Origin of the sequence: Roseovarius indicus (assembly GCF_008728195.1) — a bacterium.
Classification (GTDB): Bacteria; Pseudomonadota; Alphaproteobacteria; order Rhodobacterales; family Rhodobacteraceae; genus Roseovarius; species Roseovarius indicus.
Window position 1 is genome coordinate 3913578 of record NZ_CP031598.1, and the last position, 15898, is coordinate 3929475.

17 protein-coding genes are annotated in these 15898 nt (G+C 65.9%); 4 read left to right on the top strand and 13 right to left on the bottom strand.

Annotation, left to right across the window (positions count from 1 at the left end; genetic code table 11):
• Window positions 1-9: 9 nt before the first annotated feature.
• The 9 genes from RIdsm_RS18860 to RIdsm_RS18900 all read right to left on the bottom strand — a co-directional run bounded on the left by RIdsm_RS18860 (window position 10) and on the right by RIdsm_RS18900 (window position 8082).
• The gene (locus RIdsm_RS18860) at window positions 10-684 is read right to left on the bottom strand and encodes a nitroreductase (RefSeq protein ID WP_057819111.1); all 675 of its coding nucleotides are present in this window, start codon (window positions 682-684) and stop codon (window positions 10-12) included.
• 10 nt (window positions 685-694) lie between these two features.
• Window positions 695-1813 (bottom strand): TFIIB-type zinc finger domain-containing protein, encoded by a 1119-nt coding sequence (locus tag RIdsm_RS18865; protein ID WP_057819113.1) that lies wholly within the window; start codon window positions 1811-1813, stop codon window positions 695-697.
• 13 nt (window positions 1814-1826) lie between these two features.
• Window positions 1827-2960 (bottom strand): SPFH domain-containing protein, encoded by a 1134-nt coding sequence (locus RIdsm_RS18870; protein WP_057819115.1) that lies wholly within the window; start codon window positions 2958-2960, stop codon window positions 1827-1829.
• A 20-nt stretch (window positions 2961-2980) separates the two neighbouring features.
• Entirely contained in the window at window positions 2981-3943 is a 963-nt protein-coding gene (locus RIdsm_RS18875) for a DUF2927 domain-containing protein (RefSeq protein WP_236553370.1), read from the bottom strand.
• A gap of 8 nt (window positions 3944-3951) precedes the next feature.
• Window positions 3952-5151: a toxic anion resistance protein gene (locus RIdsm_RS18880; RefSeq protein WP_057819117.1), complete on the bottom strand. Its 1200-nt coding sequence runs from the start codon at window positions 5149-5151 to the stop codon at window positions 3952-3954.
• Window positions 5152-5164: 13 nt separating this feature from the next.
• Window positions 5165-6067 (bottom strand): 5-bromo-4-chloroindolyl phosphate hydrolysis family protein, encoded by a 903-nt coding sequence (locus RIdsm_RS18885; RefSeq protein WP_057819119.1) that lies wholly within the window; start codon window positions 6065-6067, stop codon window positions 5165-5167.
• Window positions 6068-6072: 5 nt separating this feature from the next.
• Window positions 6073-6288, bottom strand: coding sequence for a hypothetical protein (locus tag RIdsm_RS18890; protein ID WP_057819121.1), 216 nt, complete (start codon window positions 6286-6288; stop codon window positions 6073-6075).
• Between the two features lie 114 nt (window positions 6289-6402).
• On the bottom strand, window positions 6403-7221 hold the full coding sequence (locus RIdsm_RS18895) for a TerC family protein (RefSeq protein ID WP_057819123.1): 819 nt from the start codon (window positions 7219-7221) through the stop codon (window positions 6403-6405).
• Window positions 7222-7296: 75 nt separating this feature from the next.
• On the bottom strand, window positions 7297-8082 hold the full coding sequence (locus RIdsm_RS18900; RefSeq protein WP_057819125.1) for a phenylalanine 4-monooxygenase: 786 nt from the start codon (window positions 8080-8082) through the stop codon (window positions 7297-7299).
• Between the two features lie 107 nt (window positions 8083-8189).
• On the opposite strand from RIdsm_RS18900, the gene RIdsm_RS18905 reads away from it, so the two are divergent.
• On the top strand, window positions 8190-8648 hold the full coding sequence (locus RIdsm_RS18905; protein ID WP_057819127.1) for an Lrp/AsnC family transcriptional regulator: 459 nt from the start codon (window positions 8190-8192) through the stop codon (window positions 8646-8648).
• A gap of 130 nt (window positions 8649-8778) precedes the next feature.
• Here the strand turns inward: RIdsm_RS18905 and RIdsm_RS18910 are convergent, their stop codons facing one another.
• Entirely contained in the window at window positions 8779-10197 is a 1419-nt protein-coding gene (locus RIdsm_RS18910) for an FAD-binding oxidoreductase (RefSeq protein WP_057819129.1), read from the bottom strand.
• A 29-nt stretch (window positions 10198-10226) separates the two neighbouring features.
• On the bottom strand, window positions 10227-12188 hold the full coding sequence (locus tag RIdsm_RS18915; RefSeq protein ID WP_057819131.1) for an AsmA family protein: 1962 nt from the start codon (window positions 12186-12188) through the stop codon (window positions 10227-10229).
• Window positions 12189-12293: 105 nt separating this feature from the next.
• Here RIdsm_RS18915 and rimO point away from each other — a divergent pair, with 105 nt between their 5' ends.
• The 3 genes from rimO (at window position 12294) to trhA (ending at window position 15342) form a co-directional block, all read left to right on the top strand.
• Window positions 12294-13667, top strand: coding sequence for a 30S ribosomal protein S12 methylthiotransferase RimO (rimO, locus tag RIdsm_RS18920; RefSeq protein WP_057819133.1), 1374 nt, complete (start codon window positions 12294-12296; stop codon window positions 13665-13667).
• 134 nt (window positions 13668-13801) lie between these two features.
• Window positions 13802-14521: a DUF4336 domain-containing protein gene (locus tag RIdsm_RS18925; RefSeq protein ID WP_057819135.1), complete on the top strand. Its 720-nt coding sequence runs from the start codon at window positions 13802-13804 to the stop codon at window positions 14519-14521.
• Window positions 14522-14688: 167 nt separating this feature from the next.
• The gene (gene trhA, locus RIdsm_RS18930; RefSeq protein WP_057819137.1) at window positions 14689-15342 is read left to right on the top strand and encodes a PAQR family membrane homeostasis protein TrhA; all 654 of its coding nucleotides are present in this window, start codon (window positions 14689-14691) and stop codon (window positions 15340-15342) included.
• A 1-nt stretch (window position 15343) separates the two neighbouring features.
• On the opposite strand, the gene RIdsm_RS18935 is transcribed toward trhA, so the two are convergent.
• Both RIdsm_RS18935 and RIdsm_RS18940 read right to left on the bottom strand, forming a co-directional pair.
• Window positions 15344-15631: a DUF6455 family protein gene (locus RIdsm_RS18935; protein ID WP_057819139.1), complete on the bottom strand. Its 288-nt coding sequence runs from the start codon at window positions 15629-15631 to the stop codon at window positions 15344-15346.
• Complete coding sequence (locus RIdsm_RS18940) at window positions 15628-15897, bottom strand: DUF6455 family protein (protein WP_057819141.1); 270 nt, start codon at window positions 15895-15897, stop codon at window positions 15628-15630. Before RIdsm_RS18940 ends, RIdsm_RS18935 begins: the two co-directional genes overlap by 4 nt.
• Window position 15898 lies beyond the last annotated feature (1 nt).

Consider the following 15898-nt stretch of genomic DNA (forward strand, 5'->3'; position numbering starts at 1 on the left):
ATCTCCCCCTCACCCCCGCAGGTCAAGCAACTCCCTCACCCTCGCCCGCTCCGTCCGGAACGTGTTGGCAGGGTGGTCGGGGTCCTCGTAGCCGAAGGATATGGCACACAGGATCCGGCGGCTCTCGTCCAGCCCGAAATGCGACCGGATGAAATCGGCATAGCCGGCAACCGAGGCCTGGGCCACCGTCGCCACCCCCTGCGCCGTTGCGGCCAGCATGAAACCCAGCACGAACTCCCCGCAGTCATGCGCGCCATAGGCGCCAAGTTTCGCCTCGGAATGGATGATCGCCACGTGCGGCGCGTCGAACAGGTGAAAGTTCCGCATCGCCTGCTCGGCCCGTGCGCCATGATCCTTCCGGTCGATCCCGACGGCACTGTAAAGCTGGTACCCGCAGGTCCGCCGCCGCTCGCCATAAACGCCCGGGTAATCCTCGGGCCATTCCAGGTCCGGCCCGGGCTTATCCGACGCCACCGTCTCCAACAGCGCCGCGCGAAACCGCTCCGTCTCATCCCCTTGCGTCACCACCAGCCGCCACGGCTGGGCGTTGCACCACGACGCGGCCTTGCCCGCGGTGCCAACGATCTGCCCGATCACCTCTTCCGACACCGGATCGGGCCGGAACCCCCGGCAGCTGTAGCGCGCGTCCATGACCCGGTTCAGCGCGTCGAAATCCTCGGGCATACCCGCCTCCTCAACTGTTCTGCGAAATCAGGTAGCCCACGCCACCCGCCACGATCAGGCCCAGCACCACGGCCACGGCGATCTTCCACGCCGACCACGGCCGTTCGCCCTGCACCCGCCCGGTGCGCCCGTTGACGACGAAACGATAGGTCTCGCCGCGGTACTTGTAGGCGGCCAGCCATACCGGCAACAGCACGTGCTTGAAGGTCACGTCGCTGATCGCGGTGTCGATATCGTGAATCCGCTGACGATCCCCCCCGATATCGAACCGCACGTCGCGGGCGATCACGTTGTCCATATGCGCCCGCGCCTCGACGAACCCCTCGTCCAGCTCCACCTGGTACCCCTCGGCCCGGAACCCCGCCAGGAACTCCGGCCGGTAAGGCTCCATCGCCGACAGGTCCCACGGCTCCAGCGCATCGGTGTACTTCTTGGGCAGCGTCTTGGAGGCCAGCACCAGCACATCGTCGAAGAACCGCGCCACCCGGCCCGACACCGACCGCCAGCGCACCTTCTGCACCCGGATCGTCTGCTCCTTGCCGTCGCGCACCACCCGGCGCGTTTCATAATAGACCGTGCCCCGCTCGCCGCGATAGCTCGACTTGGTGTCAGCATCGAAGGTCCAGTAAGGCACGTAAATCCCCTGCAATTTCCGCCCCTTGCGGGCATACTCCTGCAAGCCGTTCGGCGCGAACCACAGCCGGCCCAGCCACTCGGTCATCGCCGTCCTTGCCGCCCGCTCGTCCAGCGCAAACGGCAACACCCCCTTTGGCTTGATATGCCGGTGCGTGCCGGTCCCGGTGACCACGGGCGTCGCGCAGAACGGGCATTCCTTGGAATGGGTGGCATCGTCGAACTCCACCCTTGCCCCGCAACTGGGGCATTCCAGAACCCGCGTCTCCTCGATCTCCTCGTCGCCCAGACCGCCTGCCAGCGCCGCCTCGAAATCCAGCTCGCGGATATTGGCCGCCCACGGCCCGGCCTGCGCGATCTCGTCGACATGCCCGCAATGGTCACAGACCAATTGCCCCTTCTCGGGGTCGAACCGGTAATCGGCGCCGCATTGATCGCAGGGAAAGCGGTGCTCTTCCGGGGCGGGCGGCGGGGCGTCCGTGACGGTCTCGCTCATGGTACCGTGCGCCTCAGCTGCCCGGCGGGGGCGGCGGCAGGATGGTGAACAGCTGCGCCAGTTCCTGCACGTCCTCGGCCTTGAGCCAGCCATCCTGCCCGGCGGTCCAGACATGGCTCTCGCGGGTCAGCTTGCCCTCCGTCGCCATCCGGCCCATCGCGGCCTTGGAATAGGGGCCATGGGTCTGTCCGTTCTCGGCGATGTGCCAGACATGCTCGACCGGCGGCGGAGGCGGCGGCGGCGCAGAGGGCGCCTGCGGCTGCTGGCCCTGCGCATTATTCCCCCACGGCCCGTTATTGCCGGAAAGCTGCTGCGCCATCGCCATGCCCATCCCCATGCCAAGCCCGGCCCCGATGCCGGCCCCGCCAGAAGGGTTCTTCGCCGCGGCCGTCATCGCCTCGGCGGCAGAATACTGCGTGAACTTGCCCAGATCACCCGCCAGCCCCATCGAGGTGCGCTTGTCCAGCGCCTCCTCCACCGCGGGCGGCAGGGAGATGTTCTCGATATAGAATTCCGGAATGATCAGCCCGTACTCGGCCACCACGGCGGAAATCTCCGACGCGATCAGCTTGCCCAGGTCGGCGGTATTCGCCGCCATGTCCAGCACCGGTATCCCGCTCCCGGCAATGATCCGGCTGAAACTCTGCACGATGATGTTGCGGATCTGGTAGCTGATCTCGTCCATCGTGAACTCGCCATCGGTGCCCACGATCTCGGTCAGGAACTTCGCCGGATCGCTCACCCGCACCGAATAGGTCCCGAACGCTCGGATCCTCGTCGGCCCGAACTCCGGGTCGCGCAGCATGATCGGGTTCTTCGTCCCCCATTTCAGGTCGTTGAACCGCGTCGTGTTGACGAAATAGATCTCCGACTTGAACGGGCTCTTGAAGCCATGGTCCCAGTGCTGAAGCGTCGTCATGATCGGCATGTTGTTGGTTTCGAGCATGTAAAGCCCCGGCGTGAACACATCCGCCAGTTGCCCCTCATGCACGAACACCGCCGCCTGCCCCTCCCGCACGGTCAGCTTGGCGCCATACTTGATCTCGTGCCCCTCACGCTCGAACCGCCAGACCATCGTGTCGCGCGTGTCGTCGACCCAATGAATGACGTCGATGAACTCGCCCGTCAGGAAATCGAAAATGCCCATGTCTCAAGTCTCCCTCATTCTCAAATCTGGCCCGGGTCCCCGGCCAGGATCCGGCTGATCAGCGGGCGAGCCTGCTCCAGCGTCATCCCCGGCGTCAGGTTCGGATGATACAACAGCCGCAGCAATTCTTCATCATGCGTCGTCAGCAGCGCGAATTCCTCGTCATCGTTGAAGATCGACGGCCGCGCCGTGTCGCTGTCATTGCCAAGGCCAAGGCCCTGCGCCAGTTCCTCGTGAATGCACGACCGGCGCATCAGCTCGGGCTGTTCGGTCCGGATCAGCGCGATCGCCTTGTTGATCGTATGCGGCTGCGAGGCGCCCACGAAGGTCAGCACGAGGCAATAGATGCTCCGCGGCGGGCTCTCCACCAGGTCCATCGTCGCCTGGCCGATCTCCGGCGCCAGCTCCCGCACACGGGCCACGGTATCCGCCCGGTCATCCTCCGACGAAAAGATCACGTGGAAATTCGCAGCGCCGTCACTCAGCGCAATGTCATGCCCGGTGATCCGCGACAGCCGCGCCGCATAGGCTTCCACAGCCGGCCCGTCGGCCGCCTTCATCTCGTCGGAAACCGACTTGCCGTATTCCACCGACATCCGCACCGGCGAGACCCACTTGCGCAGCACGTCCGGCCCGTCGCGAGACGCCTGCAAGCCACCCCCGCGCACATACTCGTCGTAAAACGCGATCCGCTCGAAATTGCGCGCGACATCCCGCTCGGTATAGGGCGTATCCACCCCACCGCCGCCGGTCCTGAGCAGCCCCTGCGCCAGCAAGTGCGACTGCAGCCGCGCATAATGCCGGGCCAGCGCCGCGCTCCGGGCCGAGGGCTCATACGGTTTCTCGGTCACCAACCCGTCTGGCCGGGCATGCGGCTTGCTGGTCGGCACCGGCGCCCTGTCACAGGCCGACAGCACCAACAGGCCCGCAAGCGCGCCACTCCACAGCGGCCTGAGCCGCCCTATTCCGCCAGGTCTGCTCACATGTCGCCTCAGCTCTTGGGCACGGCCGTGCCGGCATTGTCGCCCACGCCATCCCGGCGGGCCTTGGCCGAGGCCAACGTGTCGCGAAGATCCTTCTCCATCTTCTTCAGGTCCTCCTCGGCCGCCGCCCGCTTCGCCTTGCCCTCGTCGGCAATCTGCAGGCTCTCCTGGATCGTCCCGATCAGGTCGGCATTGGCCTTCTTGACGGCCTCGATATCGAACACGCCGCGCTCCATCTCCTGCCGGATCATCTTGTTGCTCTCGCGCAGGTTCTCGGCATTCGCGGTCAGCAAGTCATTGGTCAGGTCATTTGCATCCCTGACCGCCGAGGCCGCCTCGGCCGAGCGCTGCATCGTCACCGCCTGCGCCAGCTGCGTCTCCCACAGCGGCACGGTGTTCACCAGCGTCGAGTTGATCTTGGTGACAAGGCTCTTGTCGTTCTCCTGCACCAGCCGGATCGACGGCAGCGACTGCATCGTCACCTGCCGGGTGAGCTTCAGGTCATGCACCCGCCGTTCAAGGTCGTCCCTGGCCGCCCGCAGGTCGCGCAATTCCTGCGCCTTCATCACCTGGTCCTTCTCGGGCGCGGCCTGAACTTCCTTGTCCTTGGCCGGAATGACCTTCTCGTCCAGCTCCTTCAGCTTCTCCTCGCCCGCCGCGATATACAGCGCCAGCTCGTCGTAGAAGCTCAGCGTCTTCTCATAGAGCAGGTCGAGCGACTTGATATCCTTCAACAGAACATGCTCATGCCCCAGCAGATCGTCGGTGATCCGGTCGATCTGCCCCTGCACATCCTCGAACCGCGCGGTGAACTTGGCAAAGGGCGCGGCCCGGCCCAGCAGCTTCTCCCACCACGTCCGCTCGCGCCGCACATCCAGCTCCGAGACGGAAAACCCCCGGATCGTCGTCACGATATTCCGCAGGCTATCCCCCGCCGGGCCCACATCCTTGTTGCGCACCCCCGACAGCATGGATTGCGAAATCTCCTGCAGCTCCGCCTGCGCGCCCGACCCGAAAGACACGATGGAATTCGTGTCGCTCATGTCGATCTCGTCCATCCGCTTGCGGATCTCGGCCCCCTGCGCCGGGTCGGCCTTCTCCAGCGGCACCACGGCATTGGCCTCCACCGGCTCAGGCAGGATCACCCGGCTGACTTCCTCGATCTCGGCCAGCTCGGCCTCGGCTTTCTCACGACTCTTCTCAGACATGGGTCACAGGTCCTTATCCGTTGGGGGTGGCCGGGCGGATGCCCTCGCGTTCTAACCGGTCGCGCAACACCTCGATCTCGATCTCGAGATCGGCGGAATCGTCGCTCAAAAGCGCCCGGGTCTTGGCATTGAAATTCTGTTCGAGGTCGCTCAGCAGGCCGAAATAATCCTCCCGCGCCTTGGCATCGCGTGACCGCGCATAGACATCGGCGAACTTCACCGTCGCGTCCCGCGCGCCCATCAGGTAAACGGTCAGATACTTCCGCGCCCCGGTCAGGTCGCGCGGGTCGTTCTCGATCGTCCGCAGCATCTCCCGCACACTGACCTGAAACCGTTCGACACGGGCCTCCGCCTGCCGGTCGCCGGCGCGCGTCACGGCGTCCCACATCTCCTTCAGGTACGCCTCAGCCTTGTCCACGGCCCGCGCCACCCGGTCGGTCTGGAACTGGTCGACGCCCTCCATGCCCTTGTTCTTCATCGGGTCGATCCCGAAGGAAAACACGTGCAGCGCCGTCGTCACCACGCCAAAGATCACCGGCGCCACCACGCCCGGCTCGGCCTTGTAGGCGGCAATCGCAATCCCCGCCCCCGCCAGAACGGAAGAAAACAGCTTGCGCGGAATACCGGGGCTGCGCGCCACCTTCCGCGCGTTATACGCGGCCTCGGCCCTGAGCCCGTTGCGCAGCATCCACGCCGACAGCGCCAGCACGCCCGCCGACGCCACGCCCAGCGCCAGCCCGGCCGCGCCCGACATCAGCGAGGTGAACAGCACCAGCGCCGCAGGCAGGAACATCAGGTTCGCCCGCGCCCCCGCCGGGTCGACCTGCGCCCCGCGATACAGCACCGCGTCGGTCTGGTCCGGGCCCTGCGCATCGCTGCTGTCCGGGCTGAATTTGCCGCCGTATTTCCGCGCCATGCCCGTCACAGCCCTCCGAGCAGGCCGCTCGTGACACCGAGCATCAGGATGAACAGGGCCGCATAGGCGATTTTCTGCACACTCGTTCCCCTTGTCGTCAGTACCATCTCCCGCCCCATCGACGTGGCGTCGCGGGCGGCCCGGGTCATGGCGGACACGGCGAAACCGGCCAGCGCAACCAGCGCCAGTGCCAGAATAACGAGCATTAACAGGCGCGCCATGCCGGGCCGTCTCCCGCTGTCGGTGGCAATTCACTCAACCGAAACTTAGGTGATGGCGTCAGGCGTTGCTAGGGTAAACATCGCCTTAACACCTGTCCCGGCCCGTTAACCACCTCAGTGGCGCGAGGCCGTCCGCCGCTGCGCGTTCAGCTTCCGCGTATAGCCCGACTGGATCACCTCGACCGCCACCAGCACGATGACCGAGAAGTAGAAGGTCGTCTTCGACATCGGCACCACCTCGTAGCCGAAGAACCGAAGCGCCAGCGCCTCGTCATGCACCGCATGCGCCGCCGCCTGCCCCGCCTCGCCAAGCAATACCACGCCGACGATCAGCAGGATGAACAGGCCCAGCACCTCGTACATCCGGTTCTTCTCCAGGAATTTCGTCACCCCGTCCGCCAGCAGCAGCATCGCCAACCCCGACAGGATGATCGCCGTCGCCAGGATCACGAACACATCCGTGATCGCCAGCGCCGACAGCACCGAGTCGAAGGAAAAGATCAGGTTCATCATCACGATCATGATCACCACCTGCGTGGCCGACTTGCCCGGCTTGTCGCTCATATCCGTGTCGAGATGCTCGATGGTCAACATGTGGCTGATCTCCTTCACCGCCGTGTAGATGATGAAGATCCCGCCGATGATGAACACGCAGGTCGCGAAATTCACGCCCCCCGTCAGAACGCCCTCCCAGTCGAACACGTAGAACGGCTCGGCCATGGCATCGATCAGCCGGATCATCACGAAAAGCAGCACCACCCGCAGCGCCACGGCAATGATGATGCCCCAGTACCGCACCGATTTCTGCTGCGCCACCGGCGCCCGCTGGGATTCGATCGAGATATAGAGAAGGTTGTCAAAGCCCAGCACCGCCTGAAGAAAGCACAGCATCAGCAGGTTGCCGAGGTTTTCGATGGTCAGAAGATCGGCCATTGGAAAAGCCCCTCGCGTTGGAAATACACGAAGGGGCTTAGCCCAGACAGCCCGGTATAGGAATCAAAACCTCGCTCAGGCCGCCTTGTCGAACGGCGCCGGCAGGTCGCCCTTCGCCCGCGCCGCGTCGATCGCCGCCTGCCAGTCCTCCTCCAACGTCGCCGCCAGCTGCGCGAAATCGTCGATGGCAAAATAGACCGGCTGCACGATGTCGATCCGGTAGGGCATCCGCAGCACCCTTGACAGGTCAAACGGCTCGATCACCGCCTCACCCCCCGTCGCATGCGCCGCCTCCGCCGGCGACGACACGATCCCCGCGCCAAACGCCCGGTACCCGTCCCCGTGACGGATCATCCCGAACTCCACGGTAAACCAGAACAGCCGGAACAAGTGCCAGCTATACCCCTTCCCCAGCGCCTTCGCCTTCTTGCCCACGCCCTCGATGAACGCCACGTAATCCGGGTTGGTCAGCAGCGGGCAATGGCCGAACACCTCGTGAAACAGGTCCGGCTCCTCGATATACTCCATCTGCTCCCGCCGCCGCAGGAAGGTCGCCACCGGAAACTTCCGCTGGCTCAGCAGATCGAAAAACCGGCTCGGCGGAATGATCGCCGGCACGCCCTCGACCCCCGCGCCCGTCAACTCCACCAGCCGCGCGTCGATCTCCTTGACCTGCGGCACCTTGCCGGCCTTCAGGCCCAGCAACTCGACCCCCGCGAAATACTCCGGCGTCGCCTTGCCTTGCAGATACGCCATCTGGGCCTCGAACAACTCGCCCCAGACGGCATCCTCCTCCGCCGAATAGCTGTAAAATCCCTCCGCATCCGGCGTCTTCGATGTATAACTGGCATCCTTGCTCATGATCTCTCTCCTTTGACGCCACCCTACTCCACGCGCCTTGAAGAGTTTTCCCGAACACCTCCCGATTTCCGTGGAAATCAAGAAATCCTTTCGCTAATATTTGATTCATGAAATTTTCTGACCAGGAAAAAGCCCTTCTCCGGGAAATCCAGCAAGACAGCGCCGCCTCCCTCGCCGCGCTGGCCGACCGCGTCGGCATGGCCCAAAGCACCCTCTGGCGCAAATTGCAGGAGTTCGACGCCGCCGGCATCGTCACCGCCCGCGTGGCCCTCCTCGACCCCGCCAAAGTCGGCGCCAAGCTCTGCGTCTTCGCCACCGTCTCGCTGCAGGACCACTCCGAAGCCTCCCTCGCCGCCTTCTCCCGCCTCGTCGACCGGCACCCCGAAATCCTCGAATGCCACGCCATCACCGGCACCGCCGACTACATGCTGAAGATCCACACGGCCGACGTCGAAAGCTACGAACATTTCATGACCCACGCCCTTCTGCGCAGCGACGTGGTCCAGGCCGTCCACTCCAGCTTCTCCCTGAAGGCGCTCAAACGGACAACGTCCCTCCCGGTCTGACTGTCGGAATTTGAGTATTTTCAGAACAATGAAAGAGCAGACGCCCTGCTTCTTCTTGGTGGCAAATATCCCGGGGGGAGCGTTGAAATCCCAAAGGATTTCAACGTGGGGGGCAGCGCCCCCAAAAACCTCACTCACCCCGCAACACAGCCCCCGGGTTCATGATCCCCACCGGGTCCAGCGCCGCCTTGATCGCCCGCATCGCCGACAGTTTCACCGGGTCGCCATAGCGCTCCAGGTCATCGACCTTCAGCCGCCCGACCCCATGCTCGGCACTCACCGACCCGCCCAGCGCGTGCACCAGGTCATGCACCGCCCGCTTGATCTCGTCCCTTTGCCCGGCAAACGCCTCCTTCTGCTCCCCCTTGGGAGGGAAGACGTTGTAATGCAGGTTCCCGTCACCCACATGCCCGAAGCAATTCACCCGGAACGCCCCCAGCGCGGCAATCGCCTCGTTGCCCCGCGCAATGAACTCCGGCAACTCCCCCAGCGGCACGGAAATATCGTGAGAACTGACCGACCCGATCCGCCGATTGGCCTCGGGGATCGTCTCCCGCACCTCCCAGAACTCGGCCCGCTGCGCCTCCGACTGCGCCACCATCCCGTCGCTCACCAGCCCGCCCTCGAACGCCTCGGCAAAAAGCGCCTCCAACGCCCCCGCCGGCTCCAGCCCCTTGGCCAGCCCGATATCGATCAGCACCAGCCACTCCGGCGGTTCAGCAAACGGCAGCCTCACATCCGGCATCGTCTCCGCCAGGAACTCGAGCCCCGCCCGGTGCATCAGCTCGAAGGCCGACACCCCTTCGGCCAGATGCTCCCGCGCCAGCGCCAGCAACTTCAACGCCGCGACCGGATCAGGCACGGCCATCAACGCCGTCCCTTCCCCCGACGGCTTCGGATGCAGCACCAGCACCGCCGCCGTGATCACCCCCAGCGTCCCTTCCGAGCCGATCAGCAGGTCGCGCAGGTCGTACCCCATGTTATCCTTCCGAAGCCGCCGCAGCCCGTGCCAGACCTGCCCGTCCGGCAGCACCGCCTCCAGCCCCAGGCACAGGTCGCGCGCATTGCCATAGCGCAGCACGTTCACCCCGCCCGCATTGGTGGCCAGCATCCCCCCGATCCGCGCACTTCCCTTGGCGGCGATCGACAGCGGAAACAGCCGGTCCTCGGCCTCGGCCGCCGCGTGGATATCCGACAGGATCGCCCCCGCCTCGACCTCCATCACGTTCTCCTCGGGCCAGATACCTCGCACCTTCCGCATCCGTTCGAGGCTCAGCAGCACGGGCGCCGGCCCCTCCGCCGCGATCTGCCCGCCGACCAACCCCGTGCCGCCGCCATAGGGCACCACCGGCACCTTCGCCTCCGCCGCCAAGCGCACACAGGCCGCCACATCCTCCACGCAATCCGGCGTCACCAGCACCCCGGCCTGGCCGGCCCAGCGCCCGCGCGGCTCCTCCAGGTAGGCCGGCGTCACCTCGCGAAATGCCGCCGCGGGCAGCACCTCGCGCAGCCGCGCAACAAACGCCTCGTCCACGGAATTCAACGCCATATCAACCCCTTGCGCCCCGATCCTTCAGCTCACTCGAAAAGCTTCAGAAGCCCTTTCGTGGCCTCCTCCTCAAGCTTGCGCTTCAGCGCATCCTCGACCGACTCGTTCTCTTCCAGCTCGACGCCCAGCTCCTTCTCGACGGCGCGCCGCACCTCCTCCTCGGCCTTGTCCTCCAACTCGTCCTTCTCGTCCCGGAAGTTCCGGTCGATCGCCGCTTCCATGTCCGGCAGGATCTCCGGATCGCTCCACGCCCCGCGGATCCGAACCGGAATGGCCAGCCCCTTGGTGCTTTCCCCCTCCAGCAGGATCGGGGTGAACAGGTAATCGATCCGCCGCTTGCCAAGCGAGACGACACCCTCCCCCTCGGCCTTCGCCAGCGGAAGCTGCAACAGCAGGTCGTCGTTCCGGGCAAACCCGTTCTCCATGGTAAATGTCGCGCCCATCGTGTCGAAAATCGTCGTCCCGCCACTCGCCACGCCCGACCGCATCAGCTTGTCCAGGTCGATGCCGGAGATCACCCCGCGCCCCGTCTGGAAAGCGCCCTTGCCGCTCAGCGACTCCATGATCGCCTGCTGCGAGGCCCCCACGCCGAGGAAGCTCAGGCTCGCATCCGCCTCGCCCGAAAACCGCGTGATCCCGGCGGCATCGGTCAGGAAGCTCTCCATGTCGATCCCGGCCGCCTTCAGGTCACCGCCGACCGAAAGGCCCGAGCGATTGTTCACCACGAAATTCCCGGTAATCAAGGCCTTGTAGGCCCGAACTTCACGCAGATCGAACACCAGCCGTGACCGGTCGAGCGTGATCATCGAGCGCACATTGCCCACCTTCAGATCGCCGAGATCGACGCTCTCGGCCGTCAACGCGATCTCGCCATTGGCCAGGGCCAGCGCCGAGGCATCGATCGGCTCGGTCGACCACCCCTGGTCCGCCGCCACCGTCGCCCGGCCGGTGCTCTCGCCCGACCCGCTCTCGCCGCCCATCCGCGTCAGGTCAAGCTGGCCCGCGTTGATCTGCGCCGACACGTCCGGCCGCTCGCCGCCCAGCGCCACGTCGACCGCCCCGGCGATCCGGTTGCCGTCCAGTTGCAACGCCACCTCGCGCAGCGACAGCCGCTGATCGGCGCTGTATGTCACCAGCGTCTCGCCATTCACGCTCCGCCCCAGCCCCGCCGGGATCTCCGCCGCCGGCAGCCCCAGCGCCGCCATGAAGGCGCCCGTATCCGCCACGGCCATCGTCAGCCGCCCCTGCGCCTCGGGCGCCGCACTCGCCCGGCCCAGGAAGGTCACCTCGCCGCCCTCGGTGCTGACCGTCGCCTTCACGTCGCTCACCGCCCCGTCGATGAAATCGCCCACGCGGTCCAGATACCCTTCGATCCGCACCGCCTCGGCTGCGGGGCGCAGCGTCATGTCGAAGGTCGCCCGCCCCTCGTATTCCGGCCAGCGCAGGTCGAACGCCATGCCCGCCATCTCGGTCCGCTCGCCGGTGCCGTGATCGGTGTAAATCAGCGTCGCATCCTCGATCAGCGCCCGGTCAAGCGTCAGCGCCAGCCGGTCCGACCGCGCCGGCGCCGTGCCCTCACCGGCCTGCCCCGACGGCGCCACGCCCTCGACGCCCAGCTCCCAGTTCACCCGGCCATCCGACGCCTTCTCGAGGTTGATCACCGGCCCCTCGGCCTCCAGCCCCGTGATCCGGATATCCCCGCCCCACAGCGCCTGCATCTCCACCCCGATCTTCAGGCTCTCGGCCCGGAACATCGGCGTCCCGTCGGTCCAGTCGGCATTGGCCACCGTGACCTGCCCGGTGCTCACGCCGAGAATGGGATAGAAGCTCAGCGTCGTGTCGCCCGACATCGTCACCTCGCGCCCCGTCCAGCTCGACAACTGGCCCGCCGCCACCTTGGCGATCTTGTCGCCCGGCAGCAAAAGGAACACCCCGGCCACCAGCACCACCGCCAGCAGCAAAAGCCCGAACGCCCGCACGATCCACCGCATACCGCTCACCCTCCACGTCTTTTCCCGAAGGTTAGGCCTGCCGGCGCCGCCCAACAACCGTGTTTTCACTTTCGCGGTCCCGCCCGAGCCACTATATCGCGCCACATGAGCACCAATCCCCCCGACCTGCGCCCCGATCTCGCGCGCTCCACCATTTCCGAAGCCAGCCGCCCCGGCCAGCCGGTCATCGGCATGGTCTCGCTGGGCTGCCCCAAGGCGCTGGTCGACAGCGAACGCATCCTCACGCGGCTCAGGGCCGAGGGCTACGGCATCTCCCCCGATTACAGCGGGGCCGACGCGGTCATCGTCAACACCTGCGGCTTCCTCGACAGCGCCAAGGCCGAAAGCCTCGAAGCCATCGGTGAAGCGCTGCAGGAAAACGGTCGCGTCATCGTCACCGGCTGCCTCGGCGCCGAGCCGGAATACATCACCGGCACCCACCCCAAGGTGCTCGCGGTCACCGGGCCCCACCAGTACGAACAGGTGCTCGACGCGGTCCATTCCGCCGTTCCCCCCAGCCCCGATCCCTTTGTCGACCTGCTCCCCTCCTCGGGCGTGAAACTCACTCCCCGGCATTACAGTTACCTCAAGATTTCAGAGGGTTGTAACCACAAGTGCAAGTTCTGCATCATCCCCGACATGCGCGGCCGCCTCGCGTCGCGCCCGGCCCATGCGGTGCTGCGCGAAGCCGAGAAGCTGGTCGAGAACGGGGTCAAGGAACTGCTCGTCATCAGCCAGGACACCTCCGCCTACGGGGTCGATACCAAGCACGCCGAAACCGGCGGCCACCGCGCCCATATCACCGACCTCGCCCGTGACTTGGGCGACCTCGGGGCGTGGGTCCGCCTGCATTACGTCTACCCCTATCCGCATGTGCGCGACCTCATCCCGCTGATGGCCGAGGGCCGCATACTGCCCTACCTCGACATCCCCTTCCAGCACGCCCATCCCGACACGCTCAAACGCATGGCCCGGCCGGCGGCGGCGGCAAAGACCCTCGACGAAATCAACGCCTGGCGAGCGATCTGCCCCGATATCGCCCTGCGCTCGACCTTCATCGTCGGCTACCCGGGCGAAACCGAGGAAGAATTCCAGACCCTCCTCGACTGGCTCGATGAGGCCCGGCTCGACCGCGTCGGCTGCTTCAAATACGAGAACGTCGAAGGCGCCCGCTCCAACGACCTCCCCGACCACGTGCCCGAACCGGTCAAGCAAGAGCGCTGGGAGCGGTTTATGGAAAAGGCACAGGCCATTTCCGAGGAAAAACTGGCCGCCAAGGTCGGATCTGTGCAAGACGTGATCGTCGACGATATCGACGAAGACGGCATCGCCACCTGCCGCACCAAGGCCGACGCCCCCGAAATCGACGGCTGCCTCTTCATCGACGAGGGCACCGAAACCCTCTCGGTCGGCGACATCGTCTCGGTCGAGGTGGACGAGGCGGGGGAGTACGATCTGTGGGGGCAGTTTCGCCCCTGAAGGCGTTGACATATCATCGGTTTTTCCGCTCCCGCCAAATGGCAGGCCCGGTCACACAGGTGACATCGAAAGCCTCTATCTGATCGGAGAGCAGGCCCGCGCCCGGATGACATCTCGACCAAAAGGACCGCCCCATGCCCCTCGAACAGATAGACGCAAACATCTGGCTGGCCGAGGGCGAGATCGTCAGTTTCCACGGCTTTCCCTACCCGACCCGCGCGATCATCATCCGCCTGCCCGACGGCGCCCTCTGGGTCTGGTCCCCCATCGCCCTGACCGACGAGCTCCAAGCTGAAATCGACGCGCTCGGCCCCGTCGCCCACCTCATCAGCCCCAACGCCATCCACCACCTCTACATGGGCGACTGGAAGGAAGCCTACCCCAAGGCCGCCCTCTGGGGCCCGCCCGCGACCATCGCCAAGCGCACCGACCTCACCTTCACCAGCACGCTCGACGACACCGCGCCGCCCGCCTGGGCCGGCACCATCGACCAGTGGAACCTCCAGATCGGCCGGAAATTCAGCGAGGTGATCTTCCTCCACCGCCCCTCCCGAACGGCCATCCTCACCGACACGATCGAGGCCTTCGACACGGGCTTCCTGCAACGCCACTGGAGCGTCTGGCAACGCTGGGTCGCGCATATCCTCGGCATCACCAACGACCCGGGCTGCGCACCCCTCGACCTGCGCCTGCTGACCCTGCCCCGCCGCGGCCCCATCCGCGCCCGCGTGCAGCAACTGATCGACAGCAAACCGGCCCGCGTCATCATGGCCCACGGTGTCTGGCAGCGCGACAACGGTGCCGCCTGGCTCGCCCGCGCCTTCCGCTGGCTGCGCGTAAACCCGCCCAGCTAGGCCCGGCGCCCAGGGAACCTTTCCCGCCCCCGCCGCTTGACCTTTTGCATGACGTCGCGTCGGGCCCTGTTTCCTTACCGGCAGAAACAAACCACAATTCGGTGCGTTTGCCGACATCAAGATGTCGTGGATCTATGCCCCAATAGGCGCGGAGGAGAAACGCGCACATGTCGTATCCGAACTACACCCGGGCCGAACGCTGGGCCGACGGTATCGTCCACGTCATCGGCGTCACGGCGGCGCTGGCCGGCGTCGCCACCATCTTCTTCATGTGGTACCAGCACATGCCGTGGTCGACCTTCGTCGCCACCTCCGTCTATGCCGCCGGGCTGATCCTCATGCTGTCGGCCTCGGCCGCCTATCACCTCGGCGCCTATACCGCCGCCCGCCCGATCCTGCGCCGCCTCGACCACGCGGCCATCTACCTCAAGATCGCCGGCACCTTCACGCCCCTCAGCGTGCTGCTCGGCACCGCCTTCGGCTACATCATCCTCGGGGTGGTCTGGCTTCTGGCGCTGGTGGGCGCCGGGGCGAAACTCATGGCCGCCCGCGGCGCAATGAGCACCGGCTGGTGGCCACAGGTCGCCCTCGGCTGGATCGGCGTCGCCCTCATCATCCCGCTCTGGACATTGCTGCCCCCGCAAAGTCTCTGGCTCATCCTCACCGGCGGCATCATCTACTCCGTCGCGGTGATCTTCTACTGCTGGGAGACCCTGCGCTTTTCAAACGCCATCTGGCACGCCTTCGTGCTGGTGGCCACCGGCTGCTTCTTCATGGGCATCTCGGCGGCGCTCGCCAAGGCGGTTCAGATCCCGCTCTAGCTTACGCCCGCGCCGGTTTCGGCTGCCGGATCAACGCGTTCAGAACGCCCGCGTTGGCGCAATGGCCCGGCACCTCGGCCGCCCCGGCGCCGTTCTCCGCCAGCCACTGCTCGCAGGCCCCGGCATGGGCGCACATCCGGCACCGCGTCACCATCGCCGCATAGTCGGCAGCACACAAATCCTCGCGATACATCGCCTCCGACAGGTTCACGCCCACCGACCGGGCCACGGACCTTGTCAGCCAGAACGCCCGGTTCGGATCGCCCAGATAGCGCAAAACAGCCGTCATCCCGCCAACTCCTCTTCCAGTCGCACCATCGCCAGCCGGGCCCTGTTGCAGCAGGGCTTCGGCGCCACCGCGGCCCCCTGGCCCCCGTCGAGCCACGCCTCGCAGCCCTTGGTCCACTGGCACCCCCGGCAGGCCCGCACCATCTCGGCCCACTCGTCCTGGTCCAGCCGCCCGGCCGCATAGGCCCCCTCCACATCCGTGTCGGTCGCCTTGGCCATGCCCTTGACCAGCAGGAAATGCCGCCGAAGATCGCCCAGGGGTGTCATG

Excerpts from the sequence above, each read along its gene's own strand:
- RIdsm_RS18860 (WP_057819111.1), bottom strand. The coding sequence starts at position 684 with ATGCCCGAGGATTTCGACGCGCTGAACCGGGTCATGGACGCGCGCTAC.
- RIdsm_RS18865 (WP_057819113.1), bottom strand. The coding sequence starts at position 1,813 with ATGAGCGAGACCGTCACGGACGCCCCGCCGCCCGCCCCGGAAGAGCAC.
- RIdsm_RS18870 (WP_057819115.1), bottom strand. The coding sequence starts at position 2,960 with ATGGGCATTTTCGATTTCCTGACGGGCGAGTTCATCGACGTCATTCAT.
- RIdsm_RS18880 (WP_057819117.1), bottom strand. The coding sequence starts at position 5,151 with ATGTCTGAGAAGAGTCGTGAGAAAGCCGAGGCCGAGCTGGCCGAGATC.
- RIdsm_RS18885 (WP_057819119.1), bottom strand. The coding sequence starts at position 6,067 with ATGGCGCGGAAATACGGCGGCAAATTCAGCCCGGACAGCAGCGATGCG.
- RIdsm_RS18890 (WP_057819121.1), bottom strand. The coding sequence starts at position 6,288 with ATGGCGCGCCTGTTAATGCTCGTTATTCTGGCACTGGCGCTGGTTGCG.
- RIdsm_RS18895 (WP_057819123.1), bottom strand. The coding sequence starts at position 7,221 with ATGGCCGATCTTCTGACCATCGAAAACCTCGGCAACCTGCTGATGCTG.
- RIdsm_RS18900 (WP_057819125.1), bottom strand. The coding sequence starts at position 8,082 with ATGAGCAAGGATGCCAGTTATACATCGAAGACGCCGGATGCGGAGGGA.
- RIdsm_RS18905 (WP_057819127.1), top strand. The coding sequence starts at position 8,190 with ATGAAATTTTCTGACCAGGAAAAAGCCCTTCTCCGGGAAATCCAGCAA.
- RIdsm_RS18910 (WP_057819129.1), bottom strand. The coding sequence starts at position 10,197 with ATGGCGTTGAATTCCGTGGACGAGGCGTTTGTTGCGCGGCTGCGCGAG.
- RIdsm_RS18915 (WP_057819131.1), bottom strand. The coding sequence starts at position 12,188 with ATGCGGTGGATCGTGCGGGCGTTCGGGCTTTTGCTGCTGGCGGTGGTG.
- rimO (WP_057819133.1), top strand. The coding sequence starts at position 12,294 with ATGAGCACCAATCCCCCCGACCTGCGCCCCGATCTCGCGCGCTCCACC.
- RIdsm_RS18925 (WP_057819135.1), top strand. The coding sequence starts at position 13,802 with ATGCCCCTCGAACAGATAGACGCAAACATCTGGCTGGCCGAGGGCGAG.
- trhA (WP_057819137.1), top strand. The coding sequence starts at position 14,689 with ATGTCGTATCCGAACTACACCCGGGCCGAACGCTGGGCCGACGGTATC.
- RIdsm_RS18935 (WP_057819139.1), bottom strand. The coding sequence starts at position 15,631 with ATGACGGCTGTTTTGCGCTATCTGGGCGATCCGAACCGGGCGTTCTGG.
- RIdsm_RS18940 (WP_057819141.1), bottom strand. The coding sequence starts at position 15,897 with ATGACACCCCTGGGCGATCTTCGGCGGCATTTCCTGCTGGTCAAGGGC.